The organism is Roseovarius sp. MMSF_3298, from assembly GCF_030733705.1.
In the GTDB taxonomy this organism is placed as follows: Bacteria; Pseudomonadota; Alphaproteobacteria; order Rhodobacterales; family Rhodobacteraceae; genus Roseovarius; species Roseovarius confluentis.
In genome coordinates this window covers 110,260-127,983 of record NZ_JASHIN010000006.1, presented here as the reverse complement: position 1 = coordinate 127,983, position 17,724 = coordinate 110,260, and the positions used below count along the sequence as shown (strand labels likewise).

The 17,724-nt window shown below is 63.7% G+C and carries 20 protein-coding genes; 7 read left to right on the top strand and 13 right to left on the bottom strand.

Annotation, left to right across the window (positions count from 1 at the left end; translation table 11 throughout):
* The 5 genes from RBB18_RS07775 (at position 1) to RBB18_RS07755 (ending at position 3,627) form a co-directional block, all read left to right on the top strand.
* Positions 1–816, top strand: a complete 816-nt coding sequence (locus RBB18_RS07775; protein WP_306110742.1) for a hypothetical protein — start codon at positions 1–3, stop codon at positions 814–816.
* A gap of 31 nt (positions 817–847) precedes the next feature.
* Positions 848–1,645, top strand: a complete 798-nt coding sequence (trmD, locus tag RBB18_RS07770; RefSeq protein WP_103762890.1) for a tRNA (guanosine(37)-N1)-methyltransferase TrmD — start codon at positions 848–850, stop codon at positions 1,643–1,645.
* A gap of 355 nt (positions 1,646–2,000) precedes the next feature.
* On the top strand, positions 2,001–2,384 hold the full coding sequence (gene rplS / locus RBB18_RS07765) for a 50S ribosomal protein L19 (protein WP_103762889.1): 384 nt from the start codon (positions 2,001–2,003) through the stop codon (positions 2,382–2,384).
* 12 nt (positions 2,385–2,396) lie between these two features.
* Positions 2,397–2,618, top strand: coding sequence for a 50S ribosomal protein L31 (gene rpmE, locus RBB18_RS07760; protein WP_103762888.1), 222 nt, complete (start codon positions 2,397–2,399; stop codon positions 2,616–2,618).
* Positions 2,619–2,817: 199 nt separating this feature from the next.
* Positions 2,818–3,627 carry a division plane positioning ATPase MipZ gene (locus tag RBB18_RS07755; RefSeq protein ID WP_103762887.1) on the top strand — a complete coding sequence of 270 codons (810 nt, stop codon included), beginning with the start codon at positions 2,818–2,820 and terminating at the stop codon, positions 3,625–3,627.
* 108 nt (positions 3,628–3,735) lie between these two features.
* On the opposite strand, the gene RBB18_RS07750 is transcribed toward RBB18_RS07755, so the two are convergent.
* From RBB18_RS07750 to RBB18_RS07740, 3 genes are all read right to left on the bottom strand, one after another.
* The gene (locus RBB18_RS07750) at positions 3,736–4,404 is read right to left on the bottom strand and encodes an MBL fold metallo-hydrolase (protein WP_103762886.1); all 669 of its coding nucleotides are present in this window, start codon (positions 4,402–4,404) and stop codon (positions 3,736–3,738) included.
* 136 nt (positions 4,405–4,540) lie between these two features.
* Positions 4,541–5,203 carry a 5-formyltetrahydrofolate cyclo-ligase gene (locus tag RBB18_RS07745; RefSeq protein ID WP_306110743.1) on the bottom strand — a complete coding sequence of 221 codons (663 nt, stop codon included), beginning with the start codon at positions 5,201–5,203 and terminating at the stop codon, positions 4,541–4,543.
* Positions 5,200–6,057, bottom strand: a complete 858-nt coding sequence (locus RBB18_RS07740; protein ID WP_103762884.1) for a DMT family transporter — start codon at positions 6,055–6,057, stop codon at positions 5,200–5,202. Before RBB18_RS07740 ends, RBB18_RS07745 begins: the two co-directional genes overlap by 4 nt.
* A 260-nt stretch (positions 6,058–6,317) precedes the next feature.
* On the opposite strand from RBB18_RS07740, the gene RBB18_RS07735 reads away from it, so the two are divergent.
* Positions 6,318–6,785, top strand: a complete 468-nt coding sequence (locus RBB18_RS07735; protein ID WP_306110744.1) for an N-acetyltransferase — start codon at positions 6,318–6,320, stop codon at positions 6,783–6,785.
* Positions 6,786–7,018: 233 nt separating this feature from the next.
* On the opposite strand, the gene RBB18_RS07730 is transcribed toward RBB18_RS07735, so the two are convergent.
* Positions 7,019–8,239 (bottom strand): phenylacetate--CoA ligase family protein, encoded by a 1,221-nt coding sequence (locus RBB18_RS07730; protein ID WP_306110745.1) that lies wholly within the window; start codon positions 8,237–8,239, stop codon positions 7,019–7,021.
* Between the two features lie 128 nt (positions 8,240–8,367).
* Here RBB18_RS07730 and RBB18_RS07725 point away from each other — a divergent pair, with 128 nt between their 5' ends.
* Complete coding sequence (locus RBB18_RS07725) at positions 8,368–9,219, top strand: hypothetical protein (protein ID WP_306110746.1); 852 nt, start codon at positions 8,368–8,370, stop codon at positions 9,217–9,219.
* 50 nt (positions 9,220–9,269) lie between these two features.
* Here RBB18_RS07725 and RBB18_RS07720 read toward each other — a convergent pair whose 3' ends face one another.
* The 9 genes from RBB18_RS07720 to RBB18_RS07680 form a co-directional block, all read right to left on the bottom strand.
* Positions 9,270–9,857 carry a hypothetical protein gene (locus tag RBB18_RS07720; RefSeq protein WP_274592935.1) on the bottom strand — a complete coding sequence of 196 codons (588 nt, stop codon included), beginning with the start codon at positions 9,855–9,857 and terminating at the stop codon, positions 9,270–9,272.
* A complete protein-coding gene (locus RBB18_RS07715; protein ID WP_103762880.1) occupies positions 9,854–10,681 on the bottom strand; it encodes an ABC transporter ATP-binding protein in 828 nt (275 codons plus the stop codon). Before RBB18_RS07715 ends, RBB18_RS07720 begins: the two co-directional genes overlap by 4 nt.
* Positions 10,682–10,800: 119 nt before the next feature.
* Positions 10,801–12,081, bottom strand: a complete 1,281-nt coding sequence (locus RBB18_RS07710; RefSeq protein WP_103762879.1) for an ABC transporter substrate-binding protein — start codon at positions 12,079–12,081, stop codon at positions 10,801–10,803.
* A 94-nt stretch (positions 12,082–12,175) separates the two neighbouring features.
* Positions 12,176–13,252 carry a branched-chain amino acid ABC transporter permease gene (locus tag RBB18_RS07705; protein ID WP_306110747.1) on the bottom strand — a complete coding sequence of 359 codons (1,077 nt, stop codon included), beginning with the start codon at positions 13,250–13,252 and terminating at the stop codon, positions 12,176–12,178.
* A 39-nt stretch (positions 13,253–13,291) separates the two neighbouring features.
* The gene (locus RBB18_RS07700) at positions 13,292–13,540 is read right to left on the bottom strand and encodes a hypothetical protein (RefSeq protein ID WP_103762877.1); all 249 of its coding nucleotides are present in this window, start codon (positions 13,538–13,540) and stop codon (positions 13,292–13,294) included.
* Entirely contained in the window at positions 13,537–13,749 is a 213-nt protein-coding gene (locus RBB18_RS07695; protein ID WP_103762876.1) for a hypothetical protein, read from the bottom strand. The genes RBB18_RS07700 and RBB18_RS07695 overlap by 4 nt, the downstream gene beginning before the upstream one ends.
* Positions 13,750–13,752: 3 nt before the next feature.
* Positions 13,753–14,742 carry a branched-chain amino acid ABC transporter permease gene (locus RBB18_RS07690; RefSeq protein ID WP_103762875.1) on the bottom strand — a complete coding sequence of 330 codons (990 nt, stop codon included), beginning with the start codon at positions 14,740–14,742 and terminating at the stop codon, positions 13,753–13,755.
* 80 nt (positions 14,743–14,822) lie between these two features.
* Positions 14,823–15,641, bottom strand: a complete 819-nt coding sequence (locus RBB18_RS07685; RefSeq protein ID WP_103762874.1) for an ABC transporter ATP-binding protein — start codon at positions 15,639–15,641, stop codon at positions 14,823–14,825.
* Between the two features lie 64 nt (positions 15,642–15,705).
* A complete protein-coding gene (locus RBB18_RS07680) occupies positions 15,706–17,679 on the bottom strand; it encodes an AMP-binding protein (protein ID WP_103762873.1) in 1,974 nt (657 codons plus the stop codon).
* Between the last annotated feature and the right edge of the window lie 45 nt (positions 17,680–17,724).

The following is a 17,724-nucleotide window of genomic DNA, read 5'->3' as shown; positions in this document are numbered from 1 at the left end:
ATGCCGCGCATCCTGCTGCATCCGGGCTTTCACAAGACAGGCACGTCCTCCCTGCAACGCGGCGCGGCACAAGTGCAGCGCGCCCTGCGCCCCCACCTGCGGCTGATCTTCACCCATGACCTCATCGAGGCCACGCGCATGGCCAAACGCTTCTCGGCCTACCGGGACCAGGCCGACCTGCGCCGCTTTGCCGAAGCCTTCACCGCCACGATCCGTGACATCGACCCGGACGAGCCCCGTGCGCTGATGATCACCTCCGAGGATCTCTGCGGCTACATCCCCGGCAATCACGGCGTCACCAGCTACGCCGCCGCGGCGCCGCTCATGAATGTCGCCACCGCCGTGCTCGCCGCTCATTTCGGCCCCGAAGCCCCGATCGGCGTGCTGTTCACCACGCGCGCACCCCGCGACTGGCAGCGCAGCGTCTGGTGGCAGAACTTGCGCGCCCTGCGCGTGACCGAGGATTTCGAGACCTACCGCACCCACCTCTCCAGCGCCGCCGACCTCGACACCATCGTCGACAGCGTCGACGAACGTGTCCGCCACCGCGCCACCGTGCTCGACGCGCCGATCGAAGAGTGCGGCACCGATCCGCTTGGCCCGCTCGGCGTGGCACTCGACCATCTCGACGTGCCCCGCGACGGCCTCGCGCCCCTGCCCGCCCATAACGTCCAGCCCGACGGTGCCGCCGAGGAACTGCTGGCGCTCAACCGCTCCGCGCTGTCCGACGCCGAGCTGTCCGAGGCCAAGCGCGCCGTGCTCAAACGCTACCGCGCCGCCGGTGCCACGCGCCAGACGCGGACCACGCCCGCTTGACGCGGCCCGGGTTTGCACCGCACATAGCCCCATGTCCGACACCGCCTCGAAATCCCACGGCCGCAAGTCGATCACCGCGTCGCTCAAACCGCGCAGCCTGATGGACGGCCCCGAACGCCTCGCCCGCGCGTGGTCGGCGCAGGTCATCACCCTGCTGCCCGACGCGTTCCCCGGCATCCTGGGGCACAGCCTCACCGGCAAGGCGCTGAAGGACGGCCTCTGGCAACTCGACGCCATCGACCTGCGCCAGTTCGGGATCGGCAAGCACCGCAATGTCGACGACACGCCCGCCGGCGGCGGCGCCGGCATGGTGCTGCGGGCCGACGTGATGGGCCGCGCCCTCGACCACGCCCTGCCCCGGGCGCCCAAAGGCGCGCCGCTGGTCTATCTCAGCCCGCGCGGCACCCCCTTCACGCAAGCGATGGCCCGCGACTGGGCCACCCGCCCAGGCGTGACCATGATCTGCGGCCGTTTCGAAGGGCTCGACCAGCGCGTCATCGACCACTACGACATTCAAGAGGTCTCGCTCGGCGATTTCGTCCTCACCGGCGGCGACCTCGCCGCGCAGGCGATGATCGACGCGACCGTCCGTCTGCTGCCCGGCGTGCTGGGCAATGAAAGCTCGACCGAGGAAGAAAGCTTCTCCGACGGCCTGCTCGAACACCCCCAATATACCCGCCCCGCCGAATGGCAGGGCCGCAAGATCCCGGATGTGCTCATGTCCGGCCACCACGGCGAAATCGCCAAGTGGCGGCGCGCCATGTCCGAGGAAACGACGAAAGGACGACGCCCTGACCTTTGGGCCAACTTTCCCAAGCGCAACGACTGACCCTCGCGCCAGCGGAATTTGCGCAAATTCCGCGATAGAAAATACGTATTTTCTATCGCGTTTTCTGCGCAGAAAACGGTCCCGCCCCGCGCGCAACACTACTCTTGATCGACGCTCCGTTTCCCCCTATACACCGCCCGTCCGGGGCTCTTTTGAGTCGTCCGGACCTGTTTGTTTGGCACAAGGGCCCGCTTTCTTCGGCTCCCACCCGCCCGGCACACAGCGCAGAGACAAAAGACATGACGACCTGACCTCCGGCGGGCACTTCCTAAGTGGACCCGATAGAAGACCAGGAGCTCTCAAGGCCGCGCATCACCTTTGCGGGACAACCGCAAGCAACATAGGAGTGGATCAGATGGACCTGATCGCTGAAATCGAGGCGGAACAAATCGCCGAACTGGGGAAAACCATCCCCGACTTCAAAGCCGGCGACACCGTGCGCGTCGGCTTCAAGGTGACCGAAGGCACCCGTAGCCGTGTGCAGAACTTCGAAGGCGTCTGCATCAGCCGCAAGAACGGCGAAGGCATCGCCGGCTCGTTCACCATTCGCAAGATTTCCTTCGGTGAAGGCGTGGAACGGGTGTTCCCGCTCTACTCGACCAACATCGACAGCATCGAAGTCGTGCGCCGTGGCCGCGTCCGCCGCGCCAAGCTCTATTACCTGCGCCAACGCCGCGGCAAGTCGGCCCGGATTGCAGAAGACACCACCTACAAGCCCAAGTCGGGCGCAAACGCGTAAGGAGCGGACCAGATGAAAAAAGATCTGCACCCCGATTATCACTTTATCGACGTGAAAATGACCGACGGCACCGTCGTCCAGATGCGCTCGACCTGGGGCAGCGAAGGCGACACCCTGTCGCTCGACGTCGACCCGTCCGTGCACCCCGCCTGGACCGGCGGCGGCACCCGCCTGATGGATTCCGGCGGCCGCGTGTCGAAGTTCAAGAACAAGTACGCCGGCCTCGGCTTCTAAGCCACCCGCGTCCGCGACATCGAAACGCCGCTCCACCCGGGGCGGCGTTTTTCGTTTGGGGCCCCGGCATGGCGCAAATGCAATATTTCGGCGCGATCGTCTCAAACCGGCTTCAACCGGCCGGCCATACACCATAAAGTAGCGTCCAAACCTGCAAGGCAGTTCGCCGGGTCAAAAAGCGGGGCAAAGGGGCACGGGCATGGCACATATAATCGTCGTCGGAAACGAAAAGGGCGGGGCGGGCAAATCAACCGTCTCGATGCACGTGGCCACGGCCCTCGCCCGGATGGGGTACAACGTCAGCGCGCTCGACCTTGACCTGCGGCAAAAGACCTTTGGGCGCTACGCTCACAACCGCACGGCCTATCTCGAAAAAGCCGGACTCGAGCTGCCCGGCCCGCATTACCACGACCTGCCCGAGGTCGACGCCGACAAGCTGAAACCCGGCGAGAACGTCTATGACCGCCGTCTCTCGGCGGCGGTGGCGCAACTCGAACCCGACAGCGACTTCATCATCATCGACTGCCCGGGCTCGCACACACGGCTCAGCCAGGTGGCACACTCGCTTGCCGATACCCTGATCACGCCGCTGAACGACAGCTTCGTCGATTTCGACCTCCTCGCCCATGTCGACACCGACGGGCTGAAGATCCTCGGCCCCTCGGTCTATTCCGAGATGGTCTGGAACGCGCGGCAGCTGCGCGCGCAGGCGGGTCTGAAACCGATCGACTGGATCGTCGTGCGCAACCGCCTCGGTGCGCAGCAGATGGTGAACAAGGAAAAGATGGGCGCGGCGCTGGAAAACCTCGCCAAGCGCATCGGATTTCGCACCGCCCCCGGCTTCAACGAACGCGTCATTTTCCGCGAGCTTTTCCCGCGCGGCCTGACCCTCCTGGACCTCAAGGATATCGGCGTGAAGGGGCTCAACATCTCCAACGTCGCCGCCCGTCAGGAACTGCGTGACCTGGTCAAGGCCCTGAACCTGCCCGGCGTGACGGTCGATTTCTGACGGCGCCCGGCTCGGGCGCCGGATTCAGAGTATTTACGGCAAGAAAAAGCAGCGCGACCTCACAGCCAGCTTCAAGCCCAACGCATACGCTTGCACTCCCGGTTTCAATCAGGCGTTTTCACCGCGTTCAAGGCGTCGTCGTATCGCGTCGAGATGGCTTCGCGCCTGTTTGGGGGAGACTCCGTATCCATAGGGCTCCCCCTCCTCGACACCCCAAGGCACCAGCACGTCGAACGTCACATCCATCAGCAGCGAGAGGCTTGCGATATAGGCCGCGCGGTCGCTGTCGCCCAGCAGCACGGCCTTCCATTCACCGCCCTGCACCCAGATCGAATCTCCCGGGAACAGCAGACGTAGGTCGCCACTGTCCCAGAGAAATGCCGTGGTGCCGGGCGTGTGACCGGGGGTCGGGATGATTTCAAGATCGTCACCGAGCCTCTGCCGGTCGGAAAAGGTGCCTGCAAGTGGCATATCGGTCCGGCCTTCATCCTCTGCGTGGACATAGGCCGGGGCCTCCAGATCCGGAGCGCCGAACATCGCTTCGTGCTGGTGGTTCAGCAGCAACCGTTCGATCGGGCCAAGGGCGCGGATATCCGTCGCCGCCGCGTCGATGCCCGGTGAATTGTAAAGGATAACGTGGCCTTGCGGTCGCTCCAGCACAAAGGATCGCACCACGACACCTTTCAGGAAGGGCAGAGGCGCGACGGGCGTTCCATGCAGGCCCCGGATTGTCGATTGCAGGCCAGTGTTGCCATTGAAGTGCAGATCGTCGGGCATACGCATGTCCTTCCATGGTGTTACAAGTCCAACACTGGAAGAAACCTTTTCGTTTCATGGGACGCGCGCCCGGACTTTTTCTTGCTCAAAATACTCGAATGCCCGGCACCGGCCACGGGAACCACGCTTGCAGCGGTCATTCACCCCGGCGCACATGCGACCCGTCGCCCAGGATCACCTCGTCCATCGGCACGTCCCAGGGCTGCGGAAAGATCGTCTGGACGGGGCAGAAATCATGTCCCACCCCGATCACCCTTGGCCGCGGCGTCAGCGCGGCCAGCGTCATGTCGTAATACCCGCCGCCATTGCCCAGCCGGTAACAGCCATCATCGACCCCCAGCAGCGGCACGATGACGATTTCGGGCGCGACCGGGCGCGCCTCGGCGGGAACCGGAATGTTCCAGATGCCGCGCGTCATCTTCGCGCCGGGCTGCCAAAGATGAAACTGAACCGCGCGGCCCTTTTCCACCACCACCGGCAGCGCCACCTGCGCCCCCGCCGCGCCTGCCCGGCCGAACCACGACCGCAGGTCCAACTCGCCACGGATCGGCCAGTACCCGGCAACCGCCTTGCCCGCCACATCCTCCAGAACGCGGTCAAGCGTCGCCATCACGGCCGCCGCCTGCCGGGCCAGCTCGTTCTGCGACATCTCCTTGCGCAGGGCATAAAGCCGGGCGCGATCGCTCTTGCGAAACTGCGCCACGTCGGCCCGCGTTTGCGCATCCACGACATGGCCGCCCACGACGTCCTGCGCGAAGCAGGGTGCCTCACCACCCGGGTCATCCTCCGCGCCGCTCATCGCCGCCGCCGCAGCGCCACCATGTTCGACACCAGCAGCGCCCCGATCACCACGGCGCCGCCGACGATGGCCCAGCGCCCCGGGTCCTCGCCCACCACGGCCCAGACCAACAGCGGCGCCAGCACCGATTCCAGCAAGATCAGCAGCGACACCTCCGCCGAGCTGATATAGCGCGGCCCCAACGTGAGAAAGCACGTGGCGACCGCGATGAAGCCCCCGTGCAGCGCAAACAAATGCCATTGCGCCGCGACCGGCACCCACGGCGACACGAAGGGCAGCACCACCAGCCCCGCCCCGATATAGGCTACCGGAATGGCCGGGATCATCGAGACATCCTTCAACTGCCGCACCGCCGTCAGCGCCCCCGCGTAAGAGGCGCAGACGATGACGGCCCAGACGTCGCCCTTCCAGCTGGCAATCTCGTTCTCGCCCGAGCCATAGGCGATGATCGCCAGGCCCACGAAAACCCCCAGCATGGTCAGCACCATGCGCTTGCTGATCCCTTCACCCAGGAAAACCTTGCCGAAGATCGCCGCGAAAACCGGCATCGAGGCAAAGATGAAGACCACGTTCGCCACGCTGGTCTGCGTCACCGCCAGCACGAATCCCGGCGCGGTCGAGCCCATCAGCACGATGTAGATGACGCCCGGCCAGCCGGTGCTGAGCGCGGCACGGGTCGACCCGCGCGGCATGAAGGCCAGCACGCCCACCAGGATGAAAACCCCCGCGGTGATCCCGCGCCAGAAGGCCACGACGAGCGGCTCTGCCTCGATCAGCCGCACGAAAAGAGAGTCGGGCACTACGAACAACACGCCCAGCGTGGTCAGCAGCAGCCCCTTGAGATGCGCATTCATGCGCCTAGCTGCCCGGAATTTGATCAGAATGTAAAGACCGGCGGCGCGGATTTCGCGCCGTCCGGATCGTTGGAGAACAGCAGGACAAGATAATACCGGCTCGCGAAGTTGCCCCTCCCTTCGCCTTCACCAGCCAAGGCTGCAGGTAGGTGCCGCGATCCGCTCCCCCGGTTGACGCGGGCGGGGCTTATATGTCAGGCGCACGCCTTCATAGAGACATTCCGGTGCATTCGCGCCGAGACCAGCCGAAGGAAGGACCCATGACACTCACACTGCGTCGCAACCACGACCGCGATTTGGCCCCGTTGGCAGATATGCTGCCGAATGCGGATATCCCCCTGCTCAACCCCAATGCAAAAGTGCCCTTCGACGAGATTGAATGGCATCGCAATTGGCTGGGAGAGTCCACGGATGTGTCCTTTTACCTTCAGGATACTTCAGGACGGGACATCGGATTCTTCGCGTTGCGCGAAGGGATCGGACCGGAAGTGCGGCACCTGACCTACGTCTACCTCTCCGAAGAGGTGCGCGGCGGGTCCGGCGCGGAATTGGCCAAGCTCGTCGAGCAGGCGGCCGAGGACCTCGGCGCATTGGTTCTGACCTTGAAAGTGGAAACCGACAACGCTCCGGCGTTCAACGCCTATCTCTCGGCCGGCTACGAGGAACTGTCCCGCCGGCACGGCATGGCAACCATGCGCCTGGATCTGGAAGCGCGCGCCGCCGCGTAGCTGGAGCTGCCAGGACAGGTCGCCTCGAAGGTCGGCAAGGCACGTCGGGCTGATCCGCGTTCGGTGCAAGCCCGACCCTTGGACACCCGCCCTCCGAGGCCAACCTGGCGCGTTACATCGCCAAGGTGCATTGCATTTTGAACGACGCGGCCGACCTGCAGCGAGTGCGCGTTTCCCTAAACACCGCCTTAACCTCAAGCGCACTTTCCGCGCCCTATCCAAAGGCGGCGCCGTCACTCGTAGCTGCGCAAATCCTCGATCACCTTGCCATCGTTGGGCAGGCTGCCCCGGGCCACGACCTCGATCTTGCCCTTCAGCTTCAGCACGTCGCTCACCGTCGCCGCATAGGCCTCGGGCGCGCCGCCATCGGCCTCGATCTGCACGGTCATCACGTCCATCTCGCCTTCGCGGCTGGCCACCACCCGGGCGCGCGCAATCTCTGAATGCTTGGCCACCAGCGCGGCCACCTGTTCGGGCCGCACGAACATGCCCTTGATCTTGGTGGTCTGGTCGGCGCGCCCCATCCAGCCCTTGATCCGCATGTTGGTCCGCCCACAGTGGCTTTCCCCCTCCAGCACCGCGCTCAGGTCGCCGGTGGCAAAGCGGATCAGCGGATAGTCCGGGTTCAGCGTGGTCACCACGACCTCTCCCACTTCGCCGGGCTTCACCGGATCGCCCGTGCCGGGCGTCACGATCTCCACAATAACGCCCTCGTCCACGATCATCCCCTCCTGCGCCGGGCTTTCATAGGCGATGTTGCCCAGGTCGGCGGTGGCATAGCATTGCAGGCACTGAATGCCCCGATCCGCATATTCCTTCCGCAGCGACGGAAACAGCGCCCCGCCCCCCACGGCGGCCTTGGTGATGCGCAGGTTCAGCCCCATCTCGTCCGCCTTGTCCAGGATCACTTTCAGGTAATCCGGCGTCCCGGCATAGGCGGTCGTCCCGATGTCATGCGCCGCCTGCACCTGCAGCTCGGTCTGCCCGGTCCCGGCGGGCAGCACCGTCGCCCCGACGGCCCGTGCCCCGTTCTCGAACATCATGCCGGCGGGCGTCAGGTGATAGCCGAAACAGTTCTGCACGATATCCCCCGCGCCGATGCCGCAGGCATGAAGAAACCGCCCCATCCGCCACCAGTCATTCCCCGAGCCGCCCGGCTCGTAAATCGGCCCGGGGCTCTGGAACACATGCGCAAAACCCGAGGCCGTGCCCACCGTCAGCCCGCCAAACGGCGGCGCAGCCTTCTGCGCCTGTCCCAGGTCCGCCTTGCGCAGCACCGGCAAGCGGGCAAGGTCAGCCACGCTCTTGATATCCCCCGGCGCGACCCCCGCCAGCGTATCGCCATAGCCCGCAAGCCCCTGCGCCCGTTCGATCTGCTCGCCCAATGCGCGAGCAATGGCCGATGCGCGGTCCGCGGACTTGCGCGCTTCAAGATCATCGAAATACTGGCTCATGTGCTGGCCCTCCATCGGCCGTTGACCTCGCGACAGCCTGCCCGATGGTCGGACATGCACCGTCGTGTTACCCATTGCATACTATTGTATACGAAATTTTTGCCTGACAGATACCAGAGATTGCTACCATGACCGACACCGATACCGCGCCCGTTCTCGACCGCGCCGCGCTGGATGCGCGCATCACTTTCCATGAAGAACTGCAGATCATGGAGGTCGACTTCAGAGACGTCCATTTCCCCGACAGCGCCACCGTCAACGCCTTCTACGACCGGCTCGAGGCGCGCATCGCCGCCACCGGCGAGGAAAAGTGGTTCTTCCTCGTGAACCTCAATGGCACCCGTATCGACCCCGCCGCCTGGACGGCCTATTCCCGCCGGGGCCGCGCGCTCAACCTGGCGCATTCCATGGGCTCGGTCCGCTTCGACGCGTCCGAGGAAACCAAGCGCCAGATCCTCCGCGCCGCCAACACCGAGGCGTTCGATCCCAACCTCTTCTCCGACCGCACCGCCGCCATCGCCCGCATCGCCGAGATGCCCAGCACGCGGCGCGCCCGCGTCACGCACGACCCGACCTACACCACCGCCGATTTCGTCCGCCGCATCCGGTTCGATCCCGAGACCGTCATCATGGACGTGGACTTCTCGCATTTCACGTTTCACCACAGCCGCGACGTCAACGATTTCTACGACCACATCGAGGAGCGCATCCGCGCCACCGACCGCCGCTGGTTCTTCCTCGTCAATCTCAACGGCTGCGAGATCCTGCCCGCCGCCTGGGTGCAATACGCCCATCGCGGCAAGCGGCTGAACGAGGCCGCCTCGCTCGGCTCGGCCCGCTACGCCGCCGGGTCGGAAACCGAGGAAGACATCCGCCTGCGCGCCGAATCCCAGGGCTTCCGCCCCAACATCCGCAACACCCGCACCGAGGCTCTGGCCCTGATCGAAGAGATGCGGGCGGAACTGACGAAAGACACCTGAACCGGACCAATCATGGCCCTGCGCCCAATTCGGCATGCGCCCCACCGCGCTCATATCCGGTAGCCGTCCGCGGAAAGGCCGGGCCGCCCGACCGTCCGCTCCAGGCTGTCCCTGACCGCCTCCATCAACGGCGTGCCATAGGGCCAGTTCCACAAGCCCACGCCGAACCCGGCAATGATAAAGCCCCCCTCGGACGCCCAATCATTCACCGATGTCTCGGCCCCGCAGGTTATGCACGTGACAGCCGTGTCCGAAAAATCGGCATCAGCCACCGCATCTCCGATCTCGTTAATCTGATCGTCAAAGGCCTCGGGGTCCTCGTTCGAGATCGACACCTTGCACCGACGACATTCAAGCGTGTCCGTGTTCAACGGACCGAAGTTGAAGATCAGCGACGGGCAGAACTCCGCACCGTTGGTCAGCAGTTCAGAAAACGATCCGAAACGCCCCGCAAGGGCAACGCCCGCCGGCGCCGGTCGATGCACCGGCCCTCTCGGCGCACCAAGAATGGCCTCCGGGTCCCGGTCCTGTCGTATGATACCCTGCCCAACCAAGTCGGCAATCGTGCCGTCAAGCAAGGCGCCAGCGTTCGGCGGCGTCGGTTCCGGGTAGGCGAAGAACCAGACACTGTCGCTCATGAAAGCCACCGCTTGCGGCGGCGATAGCTGCGCACGTCGCGAAAAGACTTGCGCCCCTCGTCCGACATCCCGAGGTAGAATTCCTTCACATCCGGGTTCTCGCGAAGCTCCTTCGCTGGCCCGTCCATCACCACGCGCCCACTTTCCAGGATGTATCCATACTGCGCGAACCGCAGCGCCACGTTAGTGTTCTGCTCCGCCAGCAGGAAGGTATAGCCCTCCTCCTCGTTCAGCGACTTCACGATCCCGAAAATCTGCTCCACCAGCTGCGGCGCCAGCCCCATGCTGGGCTCGTCCAGCAGGATCGTCTCGGGCCGCGACATCAGCGCGCGCCCGATCGCGCACATCTGCTGCTCGCCGCCGGACGTGTATCCCGCTTGGCTCCGTCGCCGCTCCTTCAGGCGCGGAAAATATTCGTACACAAGGTCCAGATCCTTCTCGATCTCCCCCTTGCTCGACCCGCGTGTATAGGCCCCGGTCAGCAGGTTCTCCTCCACCGTCAGGTGCTCGAAGCAATGCCGCCCCTCCATCACCTGGATCACGCCCTTCTTCACCAGCTCCGACGGCACAAGGTCCTGCACCCGCTCGCCACGGTACCGGATGTTGCCCTTGGTGACTTCACCCCGCTCGGACTTCAATAGGTTGGAAATCGCCTTCAGCGTCGTGGTCTTGCCGGCCCCGTTGCCGCCCAGAAGCGCCGTGATCCCGCCCTTCGGCACGCTCAGGCTCACACCCTTCAGCACGAGGATCACGTGATTGTAGATCACCTCGATATTGTTCACCTCAAGCAGGTTTTCCTGCGTCTCGACGGCGGCCTCGGCCATGGCTCAACTCTCCCGCGCTCATCCCGGGGCACAGGCGCGCCCCCGGCTTTCACTGTTCTTCAAATACTCGAAATCCCCCGGCCGCCACCCTGTGCAGCGGCCGGGGAAATAGCGTCAGATCAGCACCCCGGCTCGATGCCGTTCTCCTCGGCAAAGGCGGCCGAGTCCTCTTCCACCAGCGGTTGGATGATCTCCTGGTCCGACTGGTAGTACTCGGTGATCAGGTCGAACTCGCCGGCCTCCGCGTTCCACTGCGACACGGCGCCAAAGCCGTTGCCGCCATGGTTCTCGCACGACACCTTGAACTCGGGGCCAAAGTTCGGAAGGCCAAGCGCGGCCATCTTCTCTTCGGTCATTTCCAGGTTCTCCATGCCGTCGCGCATCTGGGCAGCATTGATCGCGGCGGTGCCATGCATCTCCTGCGCGGTCTTGATCGCCTCGGCGGCCAGCATCGCGGCATACATGCCCCGGTTATAAAGAACCGAGCCGATCTGGTCGCCCGCACCGGCGGCGTTGCCGGTATCCACGACATGCGTCTGGATATCGTCGTAGATCGGGTAATCGGACCCGAGGTTGTGGAAGGTCAGCGCCTTGTATCCATCGGCCCCGGCCCCGGCGGATTTCACGTCGTTCTCCGAGCCGGACCACCAGATACCGATGAAGTTCTCCATCGGGAACCGGATGTTCACGGCTTCCTGGATCGCGACCTGGTTCATCACGCCCCAGCCCCACATGATCACGTAGTCCGGGCGCTGCTGGCGCACCTGCAACCACTGCGACTTCTGCTCCTGGCCCGGATGATCCACCGGCAGCAGCATCAGCTCGTAACCATGCTTCTCCGCCAGCTTCTCCAGCGTCCGGATCGGCTCCTTGCCATAGGCGGAGTTGTGATACACGAGCGCCACTTTCTTGCCGCTCAGGTCGCCGTCATTCTGCTCCGACAGGTGCGTGATCGCCAGCGACGCGCCGTCCCAGTAGTTGGCGGGATAGTTGAACACCCACTTGAACACCTCCCCGGCCTTGGCGCTGGTGCGGCCATAGCCCATCGTGTGAAGCGGGATACCGTCGGCGGTCGCCTTCGGGATCAGCTGATAGGTGATGCCGGTGGACAGCGGCTGATACACCAGCGCGCCTTCGCCCTTGGTCGCCTCGTAGCACTCCACACCCTTCTCGGTGTTGTACCCGGTCTCGCATTCGATCAGGTTGATCATCTCGCCGCCGATGCCGCCGTCACGCTCGTTCAGCAGGGTGAAATAATCCTGGTAGCCATCCGAGAACGGAATGCCGTTCGCAGCATAAGGCCCGGTGCGATAGCTGGTATCGACGATGGTCAGCTCCGCAAGCGCGGGGCTGGCCACCATCGCCACAGCCGCAATCGCTGTCAGCAGTTTCTGTTTCATCGGTTTGATCCTCCCTTGGTATGTCCGATGTCTCGTCATGGGCGTTTTCCTCGCCCAACTCGTAGGGCGGGATTTCATCCCGCCATGCCGCCCCCTAATGCGGGAAGGGCCATAGTCTCAATTTCTCCTTCGCCACCCGCCACAGCTGCGCCAGCCCGTGCGGCTCGGCCACCAGGAATATCACGATCAGCCCGCCCACGATGATGAAATCGAAATGCGCCGCCAGGTCCGTGGGCCAGCCCAGGCCGCCCACCAGCACGTTCTTCAACAACACCGGCAACAGCACCAGGAACGCCGCCCCGGCGAAGGAGCCGAAGATCGAGCCCAGCCCGCCGATGATGACCATGAACAGCACGAGGAACGACTTGTTGATGCCAAAGACCTCGCCCACTTCCACGGCGCCAAGGTAGACGGCAAAGAACAGCGCTCCCGCAATCCCGACGAAAAAGCCCGACACGGCAAAAGCGCTCAGCTTGGCCTTCAGCGGATTGACCCCGATGATCTCGGCGGCGATGTCCATGTCCCGGATCGCCATCCACTGCCGGCCCTGCATCCCCCGCGTCAGGTTCCGCGCCACGAGCGCACAAACCACGGTGAACACCAGGCAGAACAGGTACGCGGCCCAGGGCGCCGTCTCGGCCCCCGTGATGGGCACGCCCAGCACCGTCCGCTCCGGCGCGTTGATCTGCCCCGAGGCCGAGTAATTGTAGAACCACCCCACCCGGTTGAAGAGCCACACGAGAAAGAATTGCGCCGCCAGCGTCGCCACCGCCAGGTAGAACCCCTTGATCCGCAGGCTCGGCAGGCCAAAGAGCACGCAGACCCCCGCCGTGATTCCGCCCGAGATGATCACGTGGACAAAAATGCTCACCTCGGGAAACCCGGTCATCAGCTTGTAACAGGCATAGGCCCCCACGGCCATGAACCCCCCGGTCCCCAGGCTCACCTGCCCGCAATAGCCCACAAGTATGTTCAGCCCGATCGCGGCGATCGAATAGATCAGGAACGGCAGGAAGACCGCGTTCACCCAATAGTCGTTGATCACGAAGGGCACGACGGCAAACGCCACCAGCAAGACCGCGTAATAGCGGAACCTGTCGAACTTGATCGGAAAGGTCTGGCTATCCGCCACGTAGGACGTCTTGAAGTCGCCCGCCTCACGATAAAACATCAGATCTCTCCTCCAGGTACGTCACATGCCCAGGTCCGCTCAAACCGGTTCCGCATCGTCATCCTCCCGCTTCGCCACGCGGTTCGCGGGCCGGGCATAGCCCGTCTCCTCGGCGTGCCGCACCAGCCAGAAATACGCCAGCATCCCCGTGCCGCCGCCCAGCGCCGCCAGGATCGCGGCCACCACCATTTGGCCGCTCTGATCCACGCCCGAGGTCAGCGCCAGGTACCCGAAGGCCCAGAACCCCGACCATGCGACCACGTTCAAGATCGCGATCACCTGTCTCATGTCTTGCCCTCCCCGGCCTTCAGCATATCCGCCTTCAGCGCCGCGAACTTCGCCTGCGCCGCGCCCCAGCTTTCCCCGGCGCGTCCCGCCATCGAAATCTCCGCGCCGCAATTGCCACAGGCAAACGACGCCCCTTCCATCAGCGCCCGCGTCTCTATTGCGATGGGCGTGCCGCAATCCGGGCAGTCTATGCTCTGTTCAAGGCCCATGGCTCACACCCTCTCGATGATCTTCTCGCCGAACAGGCCCTGCGGCCGGAACACCAGGAAGATCAGCGCCAGCACATAGGCAAACCAGATCTCCGTCGCCCCGCCCAGATAGGGCGCGCCAATGGCGAATTCGAACAGCTTCTCTCCGACGCCGATCAGCAAACCGCCCACGATGGCCCCGGGGATCGAGGTGAAGCCGCCCAGCATCAGCACCGGCAACGCCTTCAGCGCGATCAGCGACAACGAGAACTGCACGCCTGACTTGGTGCCCCACATGATCCCCGCGACCAGCGCGACGAACCCGGCCAGTGACCACACCATCACCCAGATGAAGTTCAACGAAATGCCCACCGACAGCGCCGCCTGGTGGTCATCCGCCACCGCCCGCATCGCGCGGCCCTGCTTGGTGTATTGCGCGAACACGATCAGCGTGAACACCAGCGCGGCCGCGATCACCGTCGCCACGATGTCCAGGTTGTCGATGAAAAAGCCGTATCCGAACCACCCCGCCGTGGTCTCGTCGATCACCTCGTTGATCCCCTGCGGCAGGCCCACATCCATCGTCTTGATATCCGATCCCCACATCATGTCCCCGAACCCTTCGAGGAAATAGGCAAGGCCAATCGTCGCCATGAACAGGATGATCGGCTCCTGGTTCACCAGGTGCTTGAAGATGAAGGTGTTGACCGCCCAGGCCAGCGCAACCATCACCACCATGGTCAGCAGGATCGCCGCCAGCGCCGGCACGTGCCAGCCGAAATGGTGGATTTCCGTGCCGAAGATCGCGTTAATCAGGTGCGAAAACGGCACTTGCCCTTCCATGATCCCCACCAACGTCAGCGCCGCGAACAGCGCCATCACGCCTTGCGCGTAATTGAAGATCCCCGACGCCTTGTAGATCAGCACGAAGCCCAGCGCGACAAGCGCATACAGAACCCCGGCCATAAGGCCGTTCAGGAACACTTCCATCCCGAAAATCAACTGATCAGGCATCTCTCACCTCCGCGCCAAATTTCTTCGAAGAAATTTGACAAAAATTTTCGAAAATTTTTGGCCGCCTGGACCGCCACCGTTCAATCATGCGCCACCCCCAGGTAAGCGTCGATCACCGCCTGGTTGCTGCGCACCTCGTCCGGCGTGCCGTCGCCGATCTTCTTGCCGTAATCCATCACCACGACACGGTCGCTGAGATCCATCACCACGCCCATGTCATGCTCGATCAGCACAATGGTCGTCCCGAACTCGTCATTCACATCAAGGACAAAGCGGCTCATGTCCTCCTTCTCCTCGACGTTCATCCCCGCCATCGGCTCGTCCAGCAGCAGGATCGACGGCTCCGCCGCCAGCGCCCGCGCCAGCTCCACCCGCTTCTTCAACCCATAGGGCAGCCGCCCCACCGGCGTCTTGCGAATGTGCTGGATCTCCAGAAAGTCGATGATCCGCTCCACGAAAGCCCGGTTCTCCACCTCCTCGCGCTCGGCCTTGCCCTTCCAAAACGACTGCGAAAACAGCCCTGATTTCATCTGCCGAATGCGCCCCGTCATCACGTTGTCCAGCACGCTCATCCCCTCGAACAGGGCGATGTTCTGGAACGTCCGTGCAATCCCCTGCTGCGCCACTTGGTAAGGCTTCATCTGCGGGCGCTTTTCGCCCTTGTACCAGACCTCGCCCTCCTGCGGATTGTAGAAGCCCGAGATCACGTTCAGCATCGAGGATTTGCCCGCGCCATTGGGCCCGATGATCGCCCGGATCTCGCCCTCCCGCACGTCAAACGAAATGTCCTGGATCGCCACCACCCCGCCAAACCGCAGCGTGATGTTCTTCATCTCCATCACCACGCCGCCAATCTTGCGGCCATCCTCGGTGGTGTAACCTTCGGTCTGATCAAGCATCAAAACTCTCCCAACGCGAGACGGGATGGCGGGCGGGGCGAAAGCGCAGCTGAGCGTCGTCCCGTCATTCCGCCGCCACCTTCTCCTGCGCCACCGGCACCACCTCGGCATCCACGATCTTCAGCGTGGCCGAAATGCTGCCCTTGCGCCCATCCTCATAGGTGACTTCCGTCGTGGTGAACTTCTCCGTCGAGCCGTCATAAAGCGCCGCCAGCAACTCCTCGAACTTCTCCGAGATCACGCCCCGCCGCACCTTCCGCGTCCGGGTCATCTCGCCATCGTCGGCATCCAGCTCCTTGTGCAGCACCAGGAAGCGATGCACCTGGCAATGCGCCAGCATCGGATCCTCGGCCAAGCTCCGGTTCACCTCTTCCACATGCTCCTTAACCGTCTCCAGCACGCGCGGATGCCCCGCCAGCTCCTGGTAGGAGGCATAGCCGATATTGTTCCGCTCGGCCCAGTTGCCCACGGCATTGAGGTCGATGTTAATGAAGGCCGTGCACTGCTCCCGCCCATTGCCGAACACCACGGCCTCGAGGATGTTGGGATAAAATTTCAGCTTGTTTTCCACGTATTTGGGGGCAAACAGGCTGCCATCGGCCATCTTGCCAACATCCTTGGCCCGGTCGATGATCTTCAGATGCCCGGTCTTGTCGTCGATGAACCCGGCATCGCCCGTCGCGACCCAGCCCTCGGCATCCTTGGTGCTCGCCGTGCTCTCGGCATTCTTGTAGTATTCCTCGAACACCCCGTCGCCGCGATAGAAAACCTCGCCGCTCTCGGCGATCTTCAACTCCACCCCGGGCGCGGCCACGCCCACCGTGTCGCTGTAGACCTCGCCATCGGGCTGCAGCGTAATGAACACCGACGCCTCGGTCTGGCCGTAAAGCTGCTTTAGGTTGATCCCCAGCGAGCGGTAGAAATCGAAGATCTCCGGCCCGATCGCCTCGCCGGCAGTATAGCCCACGCGCACCCGGCCAAAGCCCAGCGTATCCTTCAACGGCCCGTACACCAGCAGCCCGCCGAGGCGGTATTTCAGCCGATCCCATCCACTGACGCTCTTCCCGTCCAGGATCGCCGGCCCCACCTTGCGCGCGTGCTCCATGAAGGTATGGAACAGCCATTGCTTCATCCGGCTGGCATCCTCCATCCGGATCATCACGTTCGTGAGCTGCGTCTCGAACACCCGCGGCGGCGCGAAGTAATATGTCGGCCCGATCTCGCGCAGGTCCACCTGCATCGTGTCCGGGCTCTCCGGGCAGTTCACGCAGAATCCGCACCAATAGGCCTGCCCGATGGAAAAGATGAAATCCCCCACCCACGCCATCGGCAGATAGGCCAGCACCTCCTCGTTCCGCGTCAGGTGATCGAACTCCGAAGACGATTTCGACGCCTCGATGATGTTGCGGTTGGACAGCACCACGCCCTTCGGCTTTCCGGTGGTCCCCGAGGTATACAGCATCACGCAGGTGCTGTCGTAATCCAGGGCATCCCGCCGCGCCTTCAGATCGCCAATGAATTCCTCACGCGCCGCGCGTCCCTGCTCTTGCACGTGGCTATACTGGTGCAGCTTGTGATGATCGTATTTCCGCAGACCGCGGGGATCGACATAAATGATATGTTCGAACAGGTGCAGCTCATCCTGGATATCGATGATCTTGTCGACCTGCTCCTGGTCCTCGACGATGGCGAACCGCGCGCCGCAATGGTCCAGAACATAGGCCATCTCGTCGCTGGCACTGTCCTGGTAGACTGGCACCGGGATCGCGCCCACCGATTGCGCGGCGACCATCGACCAGTAGAAATAGGGCCGGTTGCGCCCGATAACGGCAACGAAATCGCCCTTGTTCACGCCAAGCGTCAACAGCCCCAGCGCCAGCGCCTCGATCTCCTGCTCCGCCTCGGCCCAGGTCCAGCTTTGCCAGATCCCGTATTCCTTCTCCCGGTAGGCGGGCTTGGCTCCGAACTGCGCGGCGTTGCGCTGCAAAAGGGCCGGAATGGACGAAAGCCCATCCGCGCCTCTCGACGACTGTGCCAAATTTTGTCCTCCCTTTGTCCGCTCTCTCCCGCGAACAGACCGCGC

Coding starts and splice junctions, on each gene's coding strand:
- RBB18_RS07775 (WP_306110742.1), top strand. CDS start 1: ATGCCGCGCATCCTGCTGCATCCGGGCTTTCACAAGACAGGCACGTCC.
- trmD (WP_103762890.1), top strand. CDS start 848: ATGTCCGACACCGCCTCGAAATCCCACGGCCGCAAGTCGATCACCGCG.
- rplS (WP_103762889.1), top strand. CDS start 2,001: ATGGACCTGATCGCTGAAATCGAGGCGGAACAAATCGCCGAACTGGGG.
- rpmE (WP_103762888.1), top strand. CDS start 2,397: ATGAAAAAAGATCTGCACCCCGATTATCACTTTATCGACGTGAAAATG.
- RBB18_RS07755 (WP_103762887.1), top strand. CDS start 2,818: ATGGCACATATAATCGTCGTCGGAAACGAAAAGGGCGGGGCGGGCAAA.
- RBB18_RS07750 (WP_103762886.1), bottom strand. CDS start 4,404: ATGCCCGACGATCTGCACTTCAATGGCAACACTGGCCTGCAATCGACA.
- RBB18_RS07745 (WP_306110743.1), bottom strand. CDS start 5,203: ATGAGCGGCGCGGAGGATGACCCGGGTGGTGAGGCACCCTGCTTCGCG.
- RBB18_RS07740 (WP_103762884.1), bottom strand. CDS start 6,057: ATGAATGCGCATCTCAAGGGGCTGCTGCTGACCACGCTGGGCGTGTTG.
- RBB18_RS07735 (WP_306110744.1), top strand. CDS start 6,318: ATGACACTCACACTGCGTCGCAACCACGACCGCGATTTGGCCCCGTTG.
- RBB18_RS07730 (WP_306110745.1), bottom strand. CDS start 8,239: ATGAGCCAGTATTTCGATGATCTTGAAGCGCGCAAGTCCGCGGACCGC.
- RBB18_RS07725 (WP_306110746.1), top strand. CDS start 8,368: ATGACCGACACCGATACCGCGCCCGTTCTCGACCGCGCCGCGCTGGAT.
- RBB18_RS07720 (WP_274592935.1), bottom strand. CDS start 9,857: ATGAGCGACAGTGTCTGGTTCTTCGCCTACCCGGAACCGACGCCGCCG.
- RBB18_RS07715 (WP_103762880.1), bottom strand. CDS start 10,681: ATGGCCGAGGCCGCCGTCGAGACGCAGGAAAACCTGCTTGAGGTGAAC.
- RBB18_RS07710 (WP_103762879.1), bottom strand. CDS start 12,081: ATGAAACAGAAACTGCTGACAGCGATTGCGGCTGTGGCGATGGTGGCC.
- RBB18_RS07705 (WP_306110747.1), bottom strand. CDS start 13,252: ATGTTTTATCGTGAGGCGGGCGACTTCAAGACGTCCTACGTGGCGGAT.
- RBB18_RS07700 (WP_103762877.1), bottom strand. CDS start 13,540: ATGAGACAGGTGATCGCGATCTTGAACGTGGTCGCATGGTCGGGGTTC.
- RBB18_RS07695 (WP_103762876.1), bottom strand. CDS start 13,749: ATGGGCCTTGAACAGAGCATAGACTGCCCGGATTGCGGCACGCCCATC.
- RBB18_RS07690 (WP_103762875.1), bottom strand. CDS start 14,742: ATGCCTGATCAGTTGATTTTCGGGATGGAAGTGTTCCTGAACGGCCTT.
- RBB18_RS07685 (WP_103762874.1), bottom strand. CDS start 15,641: ATGCTTGATCAGACCGAAGGTTACACCACCGAGGATGGCCGCAAGATT.